Source organism: Ktedonosporobacter rubrisoli (assembly GCF_004208415.1).
Lineage (GTDB): Bacteria > Chloroflexota > Ktedonobacteria > Ktedonobacterales > Ktedonobacteraceae > Ktedonosporobacter > Ktedonosporobacter rubrisoli.
Genome location: NZ_CP035758.1, coordinates 1,309,914 through 1,329,747, shown reverse-complemented (window position 1 = coordinate 1,329,747; position 19,834 = coordinate 1,309,914). Strand labels below are relative to the sequence as shown.

Annotated in this window: 19 protein-coding genes; 10 read left to right on the top strand and 9 right to left on the bottom strand. The window is 53.0% G+C overall.

Features of this window, described 5'->3' with window-relative positions:
* Positions 1–104 precede the first annotated feature (104 nt).
* Complete coding sequence (gene melA, locus EPA93_RS06135; protein ID WP_129886203.1) at positions 105–1,406, top strand: alpha-galactosidase; 1,302 nt, start codon at positions 105–107, stop codon at positions 1,404–1,406.
* Positions 1,407–1,579: 173 nt separating this feature from the next.
* The gene (locus EPA93_RS06130; RefSeq protein WP_129886202.1) at positions 1,580–2,215 is read left to right on the top strand and encodes a HEAT repeat domain-containing protein; all 636 of its coding nucleotides are present in this window, start codon (positions 1,580–1,582) and stop codon (positions 2,213–2,215) included.
* 157 nt (positions 2,216–2,372) lie between these two features.
* Here the strand turns inward: EPA93_RS06130 and EPA93_RS06125 are convergent, their stop codons facing one another.
* From EPA93_RS06125 to EPA93_RS06115, 3 genes are all read right to left on the bottom strand, one after another.
* Complete coding sequence (locus EPA93_RS06125; RefSeq protein WP_129886201.1) at positions 2,373–3,449, bottom strand: amidohydrolase family protein; 1,077 nt, start codon at positions 3,447–3,449, stop codon at positions 2,373–2,375.
* 218 nt (positions 3,450–3,667) lie between these two features.
* Positions 3,668–4,273, bottom strand: coding sequence for a class I SAM-dependent methyltransferase (locus tag EPA93_RS06120; protein WP_165422912.1), 606 nt, complete (start codon positions 4,271–4,273; stop codon positions 3,668–3,670).
* A gap of 170 nt (positions 4,274–4,443) precedes the next feature.
* The gene (locus EPA93_RS06115; protein ID WP_129886199.1) at positions 4,444–5,319 is read right to left on the bottom strand and encodes an SAM-dependent methyltransferase; all 876 of its coding nucleotides are present in this window, start codon (positions 5,317–5,319) and stop codon (positions 4,444–4,446) included.
* A gap of 282 nt (positions 5,320–5,601) precedes the next feature.
* Here EPA93_RS06115 and EPA93_RS06110 point away from each other — a divergent pair, with 282 nt between their 5' ends.
* Positions 5,602–6,801 carry an FAD-dependent monooxygenase gene (locus EPA93_RS06110; RefSeq protein ID WP_129886198.1) on the top strand — a complete coding sequence of 400 codons (1,200 nt, stop codon included), beginning with the start codon at positions 5,602–5,604 and terminating at the stop codon, positions 6,799–6,801.
* A gap of 394 nt (positions 6,802–7,195) precedes the next feature.
* Here the strand turns inward: EPA93_RS06110 and EPA93_RS06105 are convergent, their stop codons facing one another.
* The 4 genes from EPA93_RS06105 to EPA93_RS06090 form a co-directional block, all read right to left on the bottom strand.
* Positions 7,196–7,852, bottom strand: a complete 657-nt coding sequence (locus tag EPA93_RS06105) for a response regulator (RefSeq protein ID WP_129886197.1) — start codon at positions 7,850–7,852, stop codon at positions 7,196–7,198.
* A gap of 54 nt (positions 7,853–7,906) precedes the next feature.
* The gene (locus tag EPA93_RS06100; protein ID WP_165422911.1) at positions 7,907–9,430 is read right to left on the bottom strand and encodes a sensor histidine kinase; all 1,524 of its coding nucleotides are present in this window, start codon (positions 9,428–9,430) and stop codon (positions 7,907–7,909) included.
* 153 nt (positions 9,431–9,583) lie between these two features.
* Complete coding sequence (locus tag EPA93_RS06095) at positions 9,584–10,312, bottom strand: aspartate/glutamate racemase family protein (RefSeq protein ID WP_129886195.1); 729 nt, start codon at positions 10,310–10,312, stop codon at positions 9,584–9,586.
* Positions 10,313–10,469: 157 nt separating this feature from the next.
* Positions 10,470–11,417: a CPBP family intramembrane glutamic endopeptidase gene (locus EPA93_RS06090; protein WP_129886194.1), complete on the bottom strand. Its 948-nt coding sequence runs from the start codon at positions 11,415–11,417 to the stop codon at positions 10,470–10,472.
* 380 nt (positions 11,418–11,797) lie between these two features.
* Between EPA93_RS06090 and EPA93_RS06085 the strand changes: the two genes are divergently transcribed.
* From EPA93_RS06085 to tnpC (EPA93_RS06060), 6 genes are all read left to right on the top strand, one after another.
* Positions 11,798–12,295: a hypothetical protein gene (locus tag EPA93_RS06085; RefSeq protein ID WP_129886193.1), complete on the top strand. Its 498-nt coding sequence runs from the start codon at positions 11,798–11,800 to the stop codon at positions 12,293–12,295.
* Positions 12,296–12,437: 142 nt separating this feature from the next.
* Entirely contained in the window at positions 12,438–13,274 is an 837-nt protein-coding gene (locus EPA93_RS06080; RefSeq protein ID WP_165422910.1) for a methyltransferase domain-containing protein, read from the top strand.
* Positions 13,275–13,576: 302 nt separating this feature from the next.
* Positions 13,577–14,098 carry a DinB family protein gene (locus EPA93_RS06075; protein ID WP_129886191.1) on the top strand — a complete coding sequence of 174 codons (522 nt, stop codon included), beginning with the start codon at positions 13,577–13,579 and terminating at the stop codon, positions 14,096–14,098.
* A 22-nt stretch (positions 14,099–14,120) separates the two neighbouring features.
* A complete protein-coding gene (locus EPA93_RS06070) occupies positions 14,121–14,282 on the top strand; it encodes a hypothetical protein (RefSeq protein ID WP_165422909.1) in 162 nt (53 codons plus the stop codon).
* A gap of 20 nt (positions 14,283–14,302) precedes the next feature.
* Complete coding sequence (locus EPA93_RS06065) at positions 14,303–14,674, top strand: NUDIX domain-containing protein (RefSeq protein ID WP_207229460.1); 372 nt, start codon at positions 14,303–14,305, stop codon at positions 14,672–14,674.
* 206 nt (positions 14,675–14,880) lie between these two features.
* Complete coding sequence (gene tnpC / locus EPA93_RS06060; RefSeq protein ID WP_129886189.1) at positions 14,881–16,386, top strand: IS66 family transposase; 1,506 nt, start codon at positions 14,881–14,883, stop codon at positions 16,384–16,386.
* Positions 16,387–16,568: 182 nt separating this feature from the next.
* Here tnpC (EPA93_RS06060) and tnpC (EPA93_RS06055) read toward each other — a convergent pair whose 3' ends face one another.
* Complete coding sequence (gene tnpC, locus EPA93_RS06055) at positions 16,569–18,077, bottom strand: IS66 family transposase (protein ID WP_129886188.1); 1,509 nt, start codon at positions 18,075–18,077, stop codon at positions 16,569–16,571.
* A 272-nt stretch (positions 18,078–18,349) separates the two neighbouring features.
* Positions 18,350–18,601: a hypothetical protein gene (locus tag EPA93_RS06050; protein WP_129886187.1), complete on the bottom strand. Its 252-nt coding sequence runs from the start codon at positions 18,599–18,601 to the stop codon at positions 18,350–18,352.
* A gap of 115 nt (positions 18,602–18,716) precedes the next feature.
* On the opposite strand from EPA93_RS06050, the gene EPA93_RS06045 reads away from it, so the two are divergent.
* A complete protein-coding gene (locus tag EPA93_RS06045) occupies positions 18,717–19,745 on the top strand; it encodes a hypothetical protein (protein ID WP_129886186.1) in 1,029 nt (342 codons plus the stop codon).
* Positions 19,746–19,834: the final 89 nt, after the last annotated feature.

Genomic DNA, 19,834 nt, shown 5'->3' with positions numbered 1-19,834 from the left:
GTGGAACGAAATGTGGAAGGGGCCAGTTGTACAGCAACATAGAATAGTAAGTTTATTGAGTGTCCTGGAATCGGGATGCCGTAGAAGAAGTAAGGGAGTATTTAATGACAAAGATTACTTTCATGGGGGCGGGAAGTACTGTCTTCGCTCGTCAGCTGATTACTGACATCCTGCATATTGAGGGATTGAATGAAGGCACTATTGCCCTTGTCGATATTGATGCGCAGCGCCTGCAGCTGGCCCGCCAGGTTGCTGAACGCCTGGTTGAGATTAGCGGTAAGCAGTGGCGGGTAGAGTCCTCTACGCAGAGGCGCGATGTGCTGCCCGGTAGTGATTTTGTGGTCAATACTATTGAGGTCGCGGGCCTGGCGAATGTGCGCCATGATTTTGATATTCCTATGAAGTACGGGGTGAATCAGTGCATTGGCGATACGATTGGACCCGGCGGTATCTTTAAGGCGCTGCGCACAGGCCCGGCCTGGCTGGATATCCTGCATGATGCGGAAGAGCTCTGCCCACAGGCATGGGTGCTCAACTATACCAATCCAATGTCGATCCTGACCATGGTGGCACTGACTTCGACGAAGATGCGTACGGTTGGCCTCTGTCACAGCGTACAGGGCACCTCAAAGCAGATAGCCGGCTATCTGGAGGTTCCCTATGAGGAGCTGGAATGGCGTTGCGCCGGGATCAATCACAATGCCTGGTTTACTGTCTTGCGCCACAAGGGGCAGGATATGTATCCGCGCTTGCGCGAGCGGGCCAGGATTAAGGAAGTCTATGAAAAGGACCCTGTGCGCTTCGAGTTCATGCTGCATTTTGGGGCCTTTGTGACGGAGAGTAGCGGCCATTTCTCTGAATATGTGCCTTACTTCCGCAAGCGCCCCGAGCTGATTGAGAAGTATTCTCGCGCCGGCTATCTTGGCGAGACCGGATTCTATGCTAACAACTGGCCTACGTGGCGCGAGGAGAATGAAAAGTCGATTCGTGAGATGCTGGCTGGCACGCGTGAGATCCCTTTCAAGCGCAGCCACGAGTATGGGTCGTATATCATAGAGGGCGTTGTTTCGCAGAGCCCAACGGTTATCTATGGCAATGTGCGCAATCATGGGCTTATCGATAATCTGCCCGATGGCTGCGTTGAGGTTGCCTGCCTTGTGGATCGCAATGGGGTGCAGCCGACGCACTTTGGCCCCTTGCCCGAGCAGCTGGCAGCCTTCAACCGGGCGCATATGGCCGTGCATAATCTTGTCGCTCAGGCTTTGCTGGAGCGCGATAAAGAGGCGGCGCGCTATGCCCTCATGCTTGATCCGCTGACTGCAGCCGTCTGCTCTCCGGCAGAGATCAGCGCGATGTTCGATGAGATGTGGGAGGCTCAGCGCCCCTACCTTAAAGCCTTTGCCTGATAGTAGCAAGCTGAGCTCAGGGGGCCAGGTTGTGCGCGCTGCACGCCTGGTCCCTTTCGTTTGTCCTGGCCCATATCAGGTTGCGTTCTAAACGAGACGTATGAGAAAATGGAAGAGGTAGCTTCGCCAATCAGGGTGCATCAGTTTGACGCGGGAAAGCGTAGGGAAAGTCGATGGATCATTACAAAGATCCCAGCTTGTCATTCTATAGGCGCTATATCGAACCATATTTACGTGCTCAGAATGAGGCCGAGCGCGAGCAGGCCGTTCGCGAGCTGGGGGAGTATCTGGGGCATGAGTATTGGCGCTCTGCTGTTAAGCGAGAACACTTCAGCCGGGAGTTGGCAACCCTGGGAGAGGATAAGACATATGCCCTGGTCGAGGTCCTTGCCGCCTTTCTTGAGACCCGCAGGGGCCAGCCCGATGCATGGCCCGAGGAAGATCCTTATGAGGAGGGCCCGCCGCTGCCAGATCAACAGGGAGAAGCAGCGGTCCTGGCGCTCAAAATGATCAAGAGCCAGTGGCGTGGCCAGTCTGGGCCCAGTCAGCTGGCGATTCCTGCCTTGCTCAAGGTGCTAGCTGGCGGGTACCAATGGAATGTGCTTGAGACCGCCATCGGAACTCTTGGCGAAAGCGGCGATGAGCGGGCTATCGGACCTCTGCTAGAGCGCCTCGCCGCCGGAGATCGCCGGGCCGCGAAAGCCTTGGGCCAGCTTAAAGCCAGCGACGCACTGCTGACAGCCATGCAGAGCCCCCGGGAGGATGTGCAGCGTGCCGCCATCGAGGCCCTGGGCCTTGGGCCAGTATAAGGGGGCAGGACTGCTGTAATATCCCTTTGTGTGCATCTAGGAAAAACAGGATCTCGTGGTGACCTCATAAGATCTTGCCTCAAGAGGCCTCAGCGCCTCAAACAAACCTCAAACCGCCGACTATTGGGAAGAGATCTAAGCTTTCTCGCCGGGCCCCTTAAACCAGAACTTTGAGCCGTGGAAAGAGGTCCATACTATTTTCTCGCTCAATCACTGTGCGGTCTCTATCTGTAAAGCCGGCATACTCCCTGATTCCTTGAATTGTGGCTGGCACGGCAGCCGGCGTCGCGAACACATAATCGGTCCCGAATATGATGTGCGAACTCTCGACGAGCGTTTGCAGCGAGGCAAACGCATGAGGGGAGGCGGAAAGAGCTGTGTCGTAATAAAATTTCTTAAGGAAAAAATCAGGCCCTTCCGGCAGCACATTCTTCTTAAACCTGAGATAGTAGGAAAGTGTCCCGGGCATCTTTTCTTCTAATTTAGGGACGGCTGAAGCCACCATACCGATACCATCGGCGATTACCGCGCTGGCTCCTTTCAAATCAGCTAGCATAGAGGCGGTTATGCCTACCCGTGCGGCTATATACGGCACAGTTCCTCCGGCATGGGAGAGGATAAAACGCACGTCTGGATAGTTTTTGGTGATGCCGTTGACGATAAGCGAAAAGGTGGTTCTTGTCGTGTCAAAACAGACATCCATCATAGCTTCAGGCAAGCCAAGATGTGAGGCTTGCATGCCTGGAGGGGTGGTAGGATGAATGAAGACAACTGCTTTGCGGCGGTTCAGTTCGGCAAACAGGCGCTCAAAGCGCGGATCGCCTAGATAATATCCGTCATAATTTGTTAATAGGATAACCCCATCCAGCTTGAGCACATTAAAGGCGTACTGCAGTTCTTCTAAGGCCGCATCGATGTCTGGAACAGGTAAGGTCGCGAACGCGCCGAAGCGTTGGGGGTAATCGGCGATCAAGCGGGCGCAGATCTCGTTGGTTTGCCGGGATAGCTCTTTGGCAAATTGCAGATCTTGATCAAAATAGACGCCGGGTGCGGAAATGGAAACAATAGCCGTAGCAATTTCATTGGCGTCCATGATCTCAAGGGCTTTCTGTACGTTCCAGTGTGGAAGAGGCACGCCGAGACCTTTTGTGACTCCTTTCTTCGCGAGACGGTCAACGTATTCTTTTGGCACGATGTGATGATGAACATCTATGCGCTTGAGCATATCATCCATAATAATTTCTCCTCTTTGCGGGGATAAAGCGCGTCCTTCGGCTTCATTCCTCGCTCTATGTCCCAAGTCTAACGAGCTGGCTACCGTTCGCAGTAAGTCCTGCGACGCGCTACTGACAGCCCTGCAGAGCCCACAGGAGGATGTGCAGCGGGCCGCTATCGAGGCCCTGGGCCTTGGGCTAGTATAGGGAGCAAGATCGTTGATTGCTCGTGTATGGATTATTCAGCAACTTTTGCGAGAAAACTGATCCATTGCCGCGGACCCGCCTCATCCCGATGGCACTCATCAAGAGAGAAGCCTGCCTGGGAAAGGAGAGCTTTCGCCTCTTGGGAAGTGTAGCGAGCAAAAAAACGTTCAACTTCGGCAAATCTGGTCACTTCCCACTGTTCACCCTCGCCTTCCTGAATACTGAGATAGAGCATCCCCCGAGGAACCAGGACTCGATGCAGCTGGTCCAGTGCCATTGGAGCCTGTGCCTTTGGAAGGTGCAACAGAGAAGCACAGCACCAGATTCCCTCAAAAGAGGCAGGAGGAAATGCCAGATGACACATATCCATCTGGACCAATTTTCCCTGCACACCACGCGCACGGGCCTGAGCCAGCATGCCGGTTGATAGATCAATACCTGTCACCTGAAACCCTTGTGCTTCCATCCAGGCCATATGAAGGCCATCTCCACACCCAACGTCCAGGACTCGTGTCCCAGGCCTTAGGCGCGAAAGAAAACGTGATCCCATCTGAATAAGAGGAGGAACCATGTGATTACGCTCTGCGTATTCTTGAGCAATACGATCATAGGCAGTTTCTAAACGGTGGCGATGCATGTTTTCTCTCCTTCTGTGATGAGAAGCACAGAATTCACTCATTCACGGGTCAGGCGAACGCATTCTTCCGCTCCATGCCCAAAGTCTAACGATCGGGCAACCGCCCTCAGTAAGTTCGAGGGTGCGCTAGTAAGCTTGCCATCGCCATTCATCTGGGTCAAAGACGATCATCAGGGACGGAAAACTGAGGCTTGGGCAATACGCTCGACTTTGGAGACCACCAGCTCGCGTCCCATAGGCTTGAAATAGCAGCTTTGATAATTCTCGCTGCCAACATCTGCGCTCAAGCTAAGATGAAATGGCGAGAGGTACGCCGCAACATCGGCGGGATCAAGGCCGAAGATCCAGGGAGAGCCGCGCTTCGCCACCATTTGCAGCATTTTCGCGTTGCCCGGAATGTCCGAATGCCCCTCAATAAAGCTTTTCAAGACATAGGTAAAGACAAGGATACTTCCGGGAGCTGAGGCGCCAACAAAGGCCAGTGTCCTGCGAAAGGCTTCCTCCGAGATATATTGCGTCACGCCTTCCCATATAAAGATCGTCGGACTGGCAGGATTGAAGGCAGTTGCGCTGAAGACAGCTTCCAGGCTCTGCGTATCGAAGTCGATAGGGAGGAACGTCACCTGTTGCGGCAGCCGACCATAAAGTTGTTGCAGCTTCTTCTTTTTGTCCTCCTGCACAGACGGAAGATCAACCTCAAAGACACGCGTGCGTGCCATTTCGCTCAAGCGATAGGGGCGCGTGTCAAGCCCGGAGCCCAGGATGACCACCTGTCCGATGCCTTGCGCCAGGGCATGCTCAACTGCCTCGTCGATAAAGCGTGTTCGGGCAATCTGGACGCCATAAATCCCCGGTGTGAGGGCATCCATCTGCTGAATGGCTAGACGGCGCATGCTGGCGAAATGCATCAGTGTGCGGATGGGGCCGCCAATCAGTTCTTTGACCAAGGGATCATAAAACAGCCGCATATTCTCGGGCTGGTATTGTTCAATCAATCGACAAGTGGCAGCGCCAAGCGCTGTATTGCTCACACGTTGGTTGGCCATCAGAGGACCTCACTTGATCTTGCTTTCTTTATATTAATAAACCGAGACTCTGTTTATGATTACAAGGAGTATAGTTCAGGAATGTGTAGTTGTCAAGAGGCGTGTAGGGAAAGACGGGTAGGTGAGAACCCGGGGTGCTAGATGCTGGCAAAACCAGGGAAGAATGCATGGCATTGACAATGGTCAGCATTTCAGTTACAATAATAACTGACCAGTCAGTTTTATATAGAAGATTTGCTACAACTGCGATGTCATAGGAAGGCATCAAGAAAGGAAGCGAACATGCGTGTATTAATTTCAGGGGGCGGCGTTGCCGGACTGACCCTGGCCTATTGGCTGCACCAATACACCATTCAGGCTGTGGTTATTGAGCAGTCAGATCGGCTTCGTGGTGGCGGCTATGGCATAGACTTCTATGGGACCGGCTATGAAGTTGCCGAACGCATGGGAATCATTGAACGTTTGCGCTCCCAGCGAGCCCCTTTTGAGTCATTTGACTATGTAAACAAGTCGGGCAAGCCAATTGCGAGCTTGACAGCGGAGCTAATGCAAAAAGTTGCATCGGGAAAATATATAGGACTCATGCATTGGATACTTGAAGAAGTGCTGTATGAAACACTAGCAGATCAGGTCGAGGTGCGTTTTGGCCGCTCGCTTACGCACGTGGAACAGAGATCTGCCGATGTTGTGGTGACTTACAATGATGGTACAAGTGAGCCGTTTGACCTCTTGATAGGAGCTGATGGTGTGCACTCAAATACGCGTGCCCTGGTTTTTGGCGCCGAGGAGCAGTACCGTCATTTCCTGGGGTACGACTTTGCCAGCTATCACCTCGCCGATCGGTATGGTCTTGGTCAGCGATGGGTGATGTGTGTCGAGCCAGGACGATTGGCGGCAACCTATTGCAGCAATCAAGAGGGCCAGCTTATTACCTTCTTCATGTATCAGACGACCGAATGGGAGCACACTCCTCGGGCTGAACGCTTGTCGCGCTTGCGGCAGGTATTCGCTGGCATGGGCTGGGTTACACCGCGCTTACTTGCCGATGCGCCAGAGCCAGAGGAAATCTTTATGGATAAGGTGGTTCAGATCCACATGCCCAGCTGGCATCAAGGGCGCGTGGCCCTGGTGGGAGATGCCTGCGATTGTCCCACCTTTGCTTCCGGACAAGGGTCATCGCTAGCGATGGGGGGCGCTTACCTGCTGGCCGAGGCGCTGCATGAATGCGCAGATTATCAGGAAGCTTTCAGTCGTTATGAACAGCAGATGAAGCCATACGTTCTGGAGCAGCAAAAGAAAGCTCGCAATCTTGCTGGAACTTTCCTACCAACAAGCACATCTGGCATCTTGCTTCAACGAGTGATGCTCAAGACGCTGTTGCGAGAGTCATTTCTAGGCCTATTGCGCCAACAGTTTAGTGCACCAAGCATCTTGCCTGCGCGTTCAGCGCATGAAGTTCGGCAAATAAGATCAACAACGTAACTTTCTTGAGTGACTCCTGCCTTCACAACACAGCAAGTCCAGGGCTGTTTGAGGGTCCTTTCTTCCCGCCTTTGGTTGGCAGGAGGCAGAAGTGAGCGGGCTTCCTGCACCACGCTTTCAGTGGCTTTTAAATAGCCCTGCTCTTAGCTGAAGGCTACATACTACTTTCCATTCCCGCAGATGGGAGAAGGCTACGACCACAGGCCGTTTGCGCTAGTTTGGTGGAAAGCGCAACATCCTTTCAGCGCCCACATCGGGGTTTGCCCCTCTACCTCGTCATATCCCAGGAAAGGAAAGGGCGAGGCTGCGATCGTCAAAAGGAACTCAAGCCGCCGACTATTGGGAGGAGATCTAAGCTTTCTCGCCGAGCTGTTTGAATGGGGATGTTCTTTGCTTATCCCTTGCGCATAAGCCCTTGCTGCCAGGCGAAGACGGCGGCCTGGGTGCGGTCAGCAAGCTCCAGCTTGCTAAAGATATTCCTGACGTGAGCCTTGATAGTTTTCTCGCTCAAGACCAGCTCCTCAGCAATCTGAGCATTGGAGTGACCCTGGGCGATGAAGCGTAGCACTTCTAGCTCGCGCTCGGAAAGCTCGGCAAAGGCCGCCGGAACCGCTCGCCTGCTCTCGCGTACTTCCTGGATCACGCGTGTCGCGACGCGTGGATGTAACATGGCTTCGCCCTGTGCGGCCTTGCGAATGATCTCTATCAGCTCTTGTGAGCGAATATTTTTGAGCACGTACGAAAGCGCGCCAGCGCGTAAGGCTGGAAAGATGTGCTCGTCTTCGTGATAGGAGGTGAGCACTACAACCTGGGTCTGGGGACTGATGCGCTTGATTTCGCGCGTAGCCTCAACTCCGTTCATGCCTGGCATTACCAGATCCATCAGGGCCACTTGCGGCGCCAGTTGCTTGACCAGTCGGACCGCTTCTTCTCCCGAGGCCGCTTCGCCAACGACTCTCATGTCTTCGTGCGCCTGCAAAAAGGCGCTGATTCCTTCGCGTACCAGATCGTGATCATCTGCGATCAGAACCGTAATTGCTGTTGTTCTCATGGGCTCCCTGCTGAAAAAATCGATTATTGGCTCGGCCATTTACTGTTAGTTTGCCTACTCTCTATTGCTTGTCTTAGCTGAATGATCGGGCCTTTCTGGCTGCCTCTGACAAGGCCGGAGATCTTTGCTGCTCCTGTTGACGCTTAACTGATAGGTGGCCACGATCCGCGTGCCCTGTCCGGGACTGCTCTCTATGCTCAGCCTTCCTTCTAGCCGTTGTAGGCGCGTCTGCATATCTGCCAGGCCAAGACCTGTGGCGACCTGTTCCGGCTCAAAACCTATGCCGTCGTCGCTTATCTCCAGAAATACTTCATCTTGCTCTCTCTCAAGCCGTACATAAATCTGCCTGGCTTTGCTATGCCGGCTGACGTTGGAGAGCGCTTCCTGGACCACGCGTAAAAGAGCCTCGCCAGCCTTCCAGGGTAGATCAGTGATCTCCTGCAAGGCGAGCTTGAGCATGATCTCATTCTGTCGGCTCCAATTAAGCACATACTCGCGTAATGCCGCCGTGAGCCCCAATTCTTCCAGAGCCGAGGGTCGTAGCTCCTGCAGGATGCTTACCAGCTCTTGTTGAGCCTGATAGGCGAGCTGATCGATAGCCTGGAGATGTTTATGCGTGCGCGGCTTATCCTTTTCCAGGTACAGGAGGGCCGCGCCTGCTTGCATGGAGATGGCAAAGACTTGTTGCTTGACGCTATCGTGCAGGTCGCGGGCCAGCCGGTTGCGTTCCTCTATAATGGCAAGTTTTTGTTGCGTCTGGAGAAGCTGCTGTAATTGAAGCGCCATAGCGTTCAGGCGGTTGGCGAAGTGGCCCATCTCGTCGGCTGATCTATCGTTGATCTGCAGGGAAAAATCGCCCTGGCTCCAGCCGTCTACTGCTTCCTGCAAGCGCTTAAAGCGACCCACAAAATAGCGCGCGGTAAGCCAGCCGGCCAGCGGACCACCCAGGCAAGCCAGAATCCCGGCCAGTAGGAGGTTGGGTAGCACGCGAGTGCGCAGGCCGGCAAGGATTTCTTGCCATGTAGGAGGGTCAGCTTTGAGCAGTAAGGCGCCTCTGATAGTCTTGTCGGGCATGCGAATAGGGGCGATCAGAAGCGTGCTCCGCCCCGTTTCTTGGAGGATCTCAACCTCGGCGCTACTCTTGCCTTGTAGGATGCTGTTGAGCAATTTGCTTGCCTGCGGAGAGAGCTGAGAGGCCCGGGCGCCGGTGGGTGCGGTTATGGACCCGCCGGTTGCTGCTATCGTGCGGCCTTGTTGATCGACCACGCCAAAGAAGCCATGCTCAAGATCTGCGAGTTCTTGTAGCTGGTAGGGAGTAATCCTGAGCTGGATGCCTAACCAGGCTTGCAGGCTTTCCGGGTCCGGCTCTGAGCGATAGAAAAACGGAGTTGCCTGCTGAGCGAGGATTTGCAGATCAAGTTTCAAAGTTTCCTGCGTCGCTATGCCTATCAGCAAGAGATATAAGCCGAAGCCGATTAGCTCTATGGTGATGATACAGCTGAAGGCGTAAAGCAAGGTTAGCTTCCACTGCAACTGGCGAAACTGACTTAGTGACTTTCTAATAGCAATCAGTTTCATGCGCGCTCTCATATCTCACTATCTACTGAAGCCCGGTATGTACGTATAAACGAGGACCCCAGCCTGGTAATCGCTTCTAGCTGGAGAAGGATTGCCAGACTAGCGCTTTGGTCCGAAAAGGCGTCTCATGCCTATCCAGGCAAGTTTACTTAATCAGGCCTGGCTATTCCCACCTTTCCATGTGGGCATGGAACGTTGCCCGCTGGCAACCTCAAAGGCCGCATAGGCGAGCAGGCGCGTCGAGTCGAGGGTAGGGAGCGGAGAGACCTCCGGCGTAATTAGCAGTGGTATCTCTGTACAGACAAGAGCTACCGCGTCGCATCCCCGGGCTTGCAGCTCTTCAATGATATGCACATACTGCTGACGTGAGGGGTCAGTGAAGATGCCGTTGACGAGCTCGGCAAATATAATCTCATTGATGACACGGCGCTCCTCTGGCTCGGGTATTGCGGTGTCAATACCGCGCTCTCCCAGCGCTCGGGGATAGAGCGAGCTTTCCATTGTATATTTGGTACCCAGCACGCCAACGCGTTTATAGCCGTTGCGCGCGGCCTGCTCAGAGACTATTCTGGCGATGTGCAGACCGGGTAAGGCAAGCTCTGGACCGGGCTCTTCGAGGGCGATATGGGCTGTATTATCGGGGCAGACAAAGAAGTCAGCGCCGGCTTTGGCCAGCCGTAAGGCGCTCTCGGCCAGGATGGCCCGAATGGGAGCGTAATCGGCTTTTTCCCAGGCCTCCATACTACGCGCCATCGAGATACAATCGAGGGTCACGTCAGGATGCTCATGCGGGCCAACCTGGCGCGCGCCTTCCTGAGTAAAGGTACGCAGGCAGAGTACCGCGCCCTCGATGCTGTGCGCGAGAATACCGAGATGCTTCATGGGCTTTCAGTCCTTTCTTCAACTTTCCATTGAAATATATGCATCCCTATTATAAGCGAAACGTCGGGATAGTTTCTCCTTGACTGCCTTCCTCTGCTCCCATCGTTTATTAGCGGGTCTTGCCTGCTCACATAGCAACGCGAGCATGGCTGATCTTTTATTGCTCTTGCTTGCTGTCTGGATCGATAGCTTGCCAGTTAATTGGCCGCCTGCGCAAAGCCTGCCAGGCAAAGAAGACCACTATACTTACAATGAGCAGGCATATTGCTCTTCCATCGCCGAGCAGAAAATGCTCTAAGCCCGGGAGCGTTGGCGTGAACTCTATGCGTATCAGCGCTTTCGCTTCGGGTGAGATGAAGCGCAATACTTCGAGGTAGGCCAGATGAAAGCCCATATTCATCCACAGATTTCCGGCTGTAATCCGGCAGAGCTGGAGGATGAAACCGAAGAGGAGCAGCTGAGGAATATAGGTAAGGTAGTAGCTGGCCGGGGGAATCTCCTGGCCCAGCAGTCCGCCGGTAATCAGGTAGCTGGCCAGGGGCCAGGAGGTGAAGAGGATGGTCTGACCCAGGATCGCCAACCAGCATGGCCAGCGCGTATTCAGGTTGCGATAAATGTAGCCGCGCATGGCTGTCTCTTCAAGCAGTGGCTCGCTAAAGAAGGTCACCACGGCGTTTACCAGCAAGGCAATAAGAATGCTTGGCGTTGGCTGGAAGGCGACTATATGCACCCAGCCAGCTAGCCCCAGGAGACCTAAGAAAAACGCCGAGGAGACGAAAACCAGAAGTATGCCCTGCAGAAAGGAGGGCAGTCCGGCCAGCGGGGAGATCAGGCCTAGCCCGCGCCAAGGTCGCTTATCCAGCCAGCGCCGGAATATATAGGTCAGACCCAGGGTCAGGCCAGGATAGACAAGGATCTGGATGATTGGGATAAGTTGCGGGAGCTGGGCTTTCTGAGCACCCGTAAGCAATTCTATATACAATACAATAATCCCTACCAATCCCAGCCCGAAGAGCAAGAGGCGCCAGAAGAGGGCAGGGCGTCTCTCGGTTGCTCGTAGCGCGTTATCTGCCTGCTTTATTGAACTATTATCTGCTTGATACATAGTGAAGAATGCCTTTCATCAAGATTGCTTTACCTGTTAAGCATAGGGTTTTCTTGGCAAATGCGATACGGCCTGTGGGCGGCTTGTCCTAAGCCCGTAGACGTAATTTCTCTGAAATTTCTTATAGCCATGTAGGGGAAAGATTAAATATTCCGAGTAAAACTAATTACTTTTGCTTAATTGAGGGATAGAATGTATTATAATCTGGAGAGTAGTTTAATGTGTCTGCGCTCTAAAGCAAATCACAAGCTCAAATGGTAATAGAAGTGTTTATTAGCAGGTAGTTAGTCTGCTGATCATGATGTGTTCTGCGTAGGACACAACTCCTATTTGTCCCTCTTCCTATCAATGTTGGTTATCAAGGATGAAATGGAGGCATTATGCAGCCGCTTGAAGGTAGAAGTTACGGGCAAATCTCCTATTTAAAAAGATCTAAAGGATGTGGTACGACCTTCTTAGGTATAAGACATGACAAGAAACAGGGTTATAGCTTTGCGACTGTCTGGAGCGTGTTCTGGTATATGCCTATTGTCCCGCGAGGTAGATATTGCGTTGAGTTTGGCAAGAAAGAGACTCGCGAAAGCATGACTTTCTTAGGAGGGTGGAAAAAAAGCGCCTCGATACCTTTCAGAGTGCTTGAGGAAACTCCTCTTGTCCGCAAAGAGATACTTTTGACCTATCTTCTGCATTGGCTGCCATTTGCCATAGTTTGTCTGTATGGGCTATTACTATTCGTTGCGACTGTGAGGTTCCTTGGATTAGAAAGCGTGGGCATTTTCATCATTATACCTATCTTTTGGATGCGTATCATTACTAGCATCCGAAACAAACTGGGTTATATTGTGCTGGTTTATAATAACCTGGATGTAACAATTTAATAGAGCACTTCTAGCTACTTCGCTTAATGCTGCTGTGTTTCCAACTATCTTGATATAGGAGGCATAGCGGCCGGATTCGTATATAATGCACTGAATGAAGTAGAGCGAAAGAGTGTAAAGCTTTGAACAAAGGATTATTACTGTGGATAATCGCCAGCAAGGCAATCAGCAAAAAGAGCGCATTGCCGGGCTCTATCAGCGCGTGGCGGCGCGCTATGGTCAGATAGGACCAGATCTATTCTCATATGTGGGCGAGCATCTGGTAGAGCGCATCGGGCTAAGCGAGGGGGCGCGTGTGCTGGATGTGGCAGCTGGGCGCGGAGCCAATCTTTTTGCGGCTGCGCGTAAGGTTGGTCCGCGTGGCGAGGTCATCGGCATTGATCTGGCAGCAGGTATGGTACAGGAAACTACAGCTGAGATCGCGCGGCGTCAATTGCGCAATGTGCGCATGTTCCAGATGGATGCCGAGGCGCTGGCCTTTCCTGATGCAAGCTTTGATGCCCTGCTCTGTGGCTTTGCGATTTTCCTCTTTCCGCACCTGGAACGCACGCTTGTAGAATTCTCTCGCGTTCTGCGGCCCGGCGGACGGCTGGGTATCTCGGTTGCGCGCGATCTATCGCCATTTGCACGCTGGTATGGCGAACATATTACGAGCTATCACCAGCGCTACGCTATTCCCCTGGCGGCTGGTGGCGGCAAGGGACGCGAGTATGCGGAGCTGCCACACTATCTTAGCGAGGCAGGCTTTGCTGACGTGCAGCTCTTGCAGGAGCAGGCGGATTTTGTCTATGCCAATGCTCAGGAATGGTGGGACTCGCGCTGGACGCATGGTCCGCGCTTTGCTTTAGAGCATATGGAGCCCAAAATACTAACCCGCTTCAAAGCTGAAGTTTTGGCCCGCCTCGCTCAGGAAGAGCAGCAAGACGGCCTGCACGAAAGCATGCTTGTCTCTTATTTTCTGGCCACCAATGCTAAGTAGCTCAGCACATTTTAGTCGCTTAATGCCAGACACATATCAGCTTTATTGCCCGGCAAGTCGCTCTACTCGCCCTGGCGTAGATGCTAGAAGAGCCAGAGAACTATGATCAATGTGTCTTTATGCTATTTTTTAGCGATATTCTTTGATAAATAGCTATAGAGCGAGCATTTATTTGCCAGTACTCCGTAATAGTCTTATATGCCAGAAAAGCAAGATCGAAGAAGTTTTTAGCCTGCCCCTCTGCTATGCTGTCTGTGCTCCCGAGAGTAGGAGCGCAGCATAAGCAGTAAGGAGCAGCAACTATGACAGAACAAACACTTCCTCTCATTATGTTCTACCAGGATTGGGAGAGCTATCATCGTCGTCTCGTCAAGGCTATTGCGCCACTTTCCTCAGACCAGCTCGACTCGCCTGTGGCAACCCATCACTGGACGATTAGAAGGTTAATCCAGCATATGATTTCCGATCGCGTCTGGTGGTTTCATGACTGGTTAGGCGCGGGAAGTCCCGAATTGGCCCACTTCGTGCATTGGAATCCTGGCGATGCAGAGGAGCCGTCTGGGCTTGGGGCTGCTGAACTCGTAGCCGCGCTGGAGTCCACCTGGATCATGATTAAAGGGGCCCTGACAAACTTTACAGCTAGCGATTTGGGACGCATATTTTCTCCGCCAGCTTCCTTGAGCGAAGAGGAGCAGCAGGCTTTCGGGGACTCGTCGCTTCAGTGGATTATCGGCCATGTTCACGAGCATGAGATTCATCACGGTGGCGAACTGTCCTTGGCGCTTGGCGGCCTTAGCCTTCCCGGGGTCTATGGTAATATTTAATCCTGGATACGAGGGCATCACTATGCAAGGCTGGACCGAGCCCTCGCTTGCGCTCTCTGATAGGCTGGTGGGACCACAGATGCCGCTTGAGCATAAGCTGATCTGCCTTCAGGCGGCAGTAAGCCGCGTTTCGGATGAGCTTATCCTACTCGGTCAAGTGAGGAAGCACTCTCATCTCAAATAGAGACGGAAAGAGCAGACAAAATGGAGCAAAAGATTCGGGATCACCATATTGCCGTGGTGCTTGTAATAGATCAGCAAGGCCAGCTGTTGATGCAGCACCGCGCTGGCACTGCATCTCCGTGGCCGTACAAATGGGGCCTGCCGGGAGGCGGGATTGAGTCGGGCGAAACCCCGGAAGAAGCGGCCCGCAGGGAGCTGGAAGAGGAGACAGGCCTCAAGGTCCATGGCAACCTCAAGCTGTTCTGGGAAAGCATTCTTCCTGCTTACCCACTGCCAAGAGTGAATCGTCAATGGCATGTCTACACTGTCCAGACCCAGGCTCGCCAGGAAGATATTGTCCTGGGTGAAGGGCAGGCTATGGTTTTTACGCCACTCGAAAGAGTGAGTGCTTGACCTGGATTTGATTCCCACTATAAGGCTGATTGTAGAGCGCTTTCTGGAGCAAGCAAACAAGTAGGTAGCCGGGAAATCTCTTCTTCACCTCTGGCCAGAGCGTAGCGGGCCAGCTAGAGGTAAACTGAGGATACATGTAAAATCCGTAACTGTTCAGATGGGCTATGCAGTTGCGAAGAAAAGGGTCAATCTGCTAGAGTAGTTCCATGATCCTGACTGAAGAGCTAGAGCAACTACAGGCAGAAAATCAAAGGCTGCGAGAAGCCAATGAGAATTGGCAGGAATGCGTGCGCCAATCACTTGAAGCGATTAGGAATCTGCAAAAGCAGATGAGAGATTTAGAGGCAGTGATCAGTTCGCAACAAGAGCGTATCAAGACGCTAGAAGGCAAACTTGCCAAGGATAGCCACAATAGCAGCCTTCCACCTTCTTCAGACCGCTTTGTCCGCGCTCCCAAATCGTTACGCAAGAAGAGTGGGAAGAAGTCTGGTGGGCAGCCGGGCCATCAAGGGCATGGCTTGCCTCAAGCTACGTGTCCTGACGAGCTCCTCGTCTATACAGTGCAGCATTGTGCTCATTGTGAAGCGGATCTGAGTACCTGTCCTGCGAGAGTGGCTGAGCGACGGCAAGTGATCGACTTGCCGGTCAAACGGCTCTGGGTCGCCGAGCACCAGGTGGAAGAGAAGCAGTGTCCAGCCTGCTTGCATTTCACCCGCGCTTCGTTTCCTGCCGACGTGCTGGCACCAGTGCAATATGGGACGGGCATTCAGACGGTAGCGACGTATCTGGTCGCCGGCCAAGTCGTTCCCTATGCACGTGCTAGCCAACTGCTCTACGATCTCTTCGGTGCCCAGCTCTCCCCCGCAAGCATTGCCCAGTTTGTGTCCCGCTGCCAGCAGAATCTGGTCGAATGGGAAACCACGCTCAAAGCCACGCTGGTAAAGGCCCGCGTCCTTCATCAGGATGAGACTGGGATGCGCGTTGGGACAAGCGGCTGGTGGGTGCATGTCTGTGCCACCGAGCACCTAACCCACTATGGAGCACACCCGAAACGAGGACGGGAGGGCATGGATGCCATCGGCATCGCACCGTTCTTCGAGGGCATTTCTGTGCATGATTGCCTTCCCAGCTACCAGGGCTACCGGTTCAGCGAAGCGTTGTGTAACGTCCACCATTTGCGTGATTTGACCTTTATCGAGGAGGAACTCAAGCAGGAGTGGGCTAAAGAGATGAAGGCACTGTTGCTCTCGATGAAAGAGGCCGTTGAGCAGGCCCGCGTGCGAGGGCAGCCGAGATTGGAGACGCCGGTGCTGGCGGCTCTGCTTACCCGCTACGACCAGATTGTCCAGGCAGGCTACCGGATCAATCCACTGGTCGAGAAGCCACCTAAGACGAAGCAGTACAAGCGCCTACCTGGCAGGCCCAAACAAAGCCCGGCACGCAACCTGCTGGATCGTTTCTCGACCCGTAAGTGGGACGTGCTGCGCTTCCTGCTGGATTTCGCCGTACCCTTCGACAACAATCAGGCTGAGCGGGATCTGCGCATGATCAAGGTGCAGCAGAAGGTCTCTGGCTGCTTCCGCACTCCAGAGGGTCTCATTAGCTTCTGTCGCATCCGCAGTTATCTCTCGACGTTGCGCAAGCAGGGGCTGCCAATCTTTGCTGCACTGGAACAGGCTCTTACTGGTCATCCGGTTTTCTCCATCTTTTGACCCCACCTGAACAGTTACTAAAATCCGTAACTATTCAGAGGGGTAGCGTAAAAGGATCATTTCGTGCAAAGATCGTTCCATTCGCGAGTAAATCTCGTTCAGAGGCGAAAGAACATGCACGATTTGCATCTTCTGCGCAGGCCTTCTGAATAGTTACGGATTTTAGTAACTATTCAGGTGGGTCAGGAGAAAGCAGGAAGAACAGGGGTCCCTGAAAATAGGTGATCGAAGGCAGAGAACAGTGCAATGCCTTGCTTTCGCAACGTGGAGAGGTAACTGCGAATGCGACAGAACATAGCAATTCCCAGCTCGGTGCGGAAGCAGCCAGAGACTTTTTGCTGCACCTTGATCATGCGCAGGTCGCGCTCGGCCTGGTTGTTGTCAAACGGCACAGCAAAATCATGGAGGAACCGAAGCACCTCCCACTTTCTCTGAGAGAAACGATCCAGCAGGTTACGGGCCGGGCTTTGTTTGGCTCGTCCTGGGAGTCGTTTTCCCTGTGCTGACTTCTTGGGTGGACCCGGCGGTGGATGAGCGAGATAGCCTTCTGCCAGGATCTCATCATAGCGACAAAGCAAGCGTGCGAGCACGAGCAAATCCAATTGTGGCTGACCATGTGTTTTCGCTCGCTCCACCTCAGCCTTCATGTCGAGCAACAGCTCTTTCATCGCTCTCGCCCAGACTTGTCCTAGTTCTTCCTCGATAAAGGTCAGCTCTCGCAGATGATGGACATTGCATAAGGCTTGGGTAAAGCAGTAGCTCTGATAGCTCTGCAACCCATCATGAACACTGGTGCCACGAAACTGTGGAGCGATGCCAATGGCATCAAGGGCCACCCGTCCCCGACTCGGATGAGCCGCATAATAGGTCAGCCGAGCCGTCGAGCAGACATGCACCCACCAGCCCTCTGTGCCGACCCGCATCCCGGTTTCATCCTGATTGAGTACCTTGGCCTTGACCACAGCCGCTCTCAGACGAGTTTCGACCTCCTCCAACTGATGGTAACAGGTTTTGACAAAGCTAGCGATGCTGCCCGCCGAGAGTTGGACTCCCAGCAATTCCTGCAAGAGTTGACTAGCGCGAGCATAAGGCAGAGCCTGACCTTGCACCAAATAGGTGGCGAGCGTTTGGATGCCTCTTCCATACTGTGTTGGAGCCTTCACGCTCGCTGGAAAAGACGCTCGTGTCAGGTGATAACATACGGGGCATTGCTTTTCTTCCACGCGATGCTCCTTGATCCAGAGCCGTTGGCTGGGCAAGTCAATCACCTGGCGTCGTTCTGGTAGAGCTGCTGGAAGGCCACTGAGATCACGGTGACAGTGGGAACAGGCAAGAACTGGATGCACGAGGATCTCATCAGGCGTCTGGACCTGGCGCAGATGATGTCCTCGATGGCCTTTTTGTCCTCCAGGTTTCTTGCCACTCGGCTGCCGCAAGCTCTTAGGAACACGAACAAAGCGATCTGAAGAAGGTGGGAGGCTGCTGTTATGACTATCTTTGGCCACCTGCCCTTCCAAGGCTTTGATGTGCTCTTGCTGGGAGGCAATCACTCCTTCCAGTTCCTTGATCTGCTTGTGCAGCGAACCAATGGCCTGGATGGACTCCCGCACACACTCATGTAAGGTGCGATTGGTATGTCGTAGCGCGTCATTCTCTTGTCGCAGCTGCTCCAACTCGTCATCCTTGTTCATAAGCCTACTCTAGCAGATTGACAGCTCTCTCCGCAACTACCTAGCCCATCTGAATAGTTACTAAAATCCTATCATAAAACAATTTGTTATATTGCAGAGAGGGAAGATGCCCATCAAGCCGGCTTGATGGGCGAAGGACAAAGGAGGGCTACTTACGAAGGCGCTTCCTGATCGGCTTCCATCACATCCGGCCCCTTTGGCGGTTCGATGGCAGCGGCAGGCCACGCGCCATAGATTCGATCCCGCTAGCGCGCCTCTTACGTGCCGGAGAGTTATACAAGGGGCGTGGGCATTCTGTCGCTGAAGTTATGCTCCTCGCCGGCTTCAAGAGTCGGAGTACCTTTTATAAATATGTGGTCGGCACAAAGCGCAAATGATGAAAGAAAAAGAATGATGTCTGGTACTTCGTATAAATCGGCTTCTTCTCGATCAAAAATCTCAATACATATTCTCTGCTTCTTTTTCTGCATCTTGCTTTCTATAAGATTAGGAAGTATCTCTCCTACATCCTCTGGCCTTGACACCAGGCTTTTCCCTCACTATCATATGGAACGTCTACAGGAGAGCAGTTCCAATCTCCTGACTTTCAAACCAGCTTTTTTTTCCCAACAATCTACCGAGCAACTGGCACAGGAGAACATGCTCCAGCCTCTCTCGCTTGTTGACGAACACGCAGATGTGTTGCTGAATCTTCCTCGTTCTCCTGTTGCGCCCTTCCTCTCTCTTCCCAATTATGCTGAAGACATGGCTATTCGCGAGGCGATCCTGGGAAAAGCGACGCAATGGAGCCTGCAAGAACAGACAGCGCAGCCATATTATCGAACATCTAATGACTTCTCAATCTCTCTAGATGCGGCGACCGCACTCCCATCTTTCTCTAAGAGCTTGGCCAGAGCAGTTTCTCAGCCTGAAGGGACGTTGATGACAGCACGTATCCTCTTGGGATTGTGGGCCAGCAGACACCATGACCCACATCTTTCGTTCAACGGCAGGGTTATGATCCACCACGATGAAATTCTCTCCTGGCGAGGAGTACAAAAACACCATCGGCGTGCTTATGCTGGTTCGCAAAAACACTTCAGTGACGGATATCCATGGAAGCAAAGACAACAGGTCCAGCAGGATCTCGTGCTGCTTTCCCGCTATCACCTTCGGGGTCAACATATCATTCGTTCTGGGAGCAACGTGCAGTCTGTGGTCATAGATGCCCCCTATCTCGTACTCACCCCTATTGAAAAGCAGGGAAAAGTTGTTGGCTATCTCATTGCTCCTGGCAGTTGGATCTCCTCCTATGAAGCACATCAGATGAACTTTCTGGCCTGTGTCCCATACCAGCTTTTTCACTTGAATCCCCGTAATGACTATCTGGCCGTGCGTCTGACTTTTTATCTTATAGAGCATTGGCGACGACATGGACACGAAGGCTCGGCGCACACATCGTTTTGTATGGCTTCCCTGCTTTCATCGAGCATGATTGCAATTGATAAGGCAAACCTCACCTCACGTTTTGTCCCTCGGGTTGAGGCAGCATTGCAAAAACTCTACAGCATTCATTTCTTAGAGGAACCCCCACGCATTCTCTCCATTGTTGATAGGACAAAGGCCTATTGGGGGAAAGATTGGTTAGCGTCTTCCTGGCAACTCGTCCCAGCACAGGATAATCAGTAGGAAATCCCCACTTCGGGCGGTGGAACTTTCCTGCTCACACGAGCACTAGGGAGGTCTCCTTCTCCCACTTGTTTTCCTCCCTTTTCCCC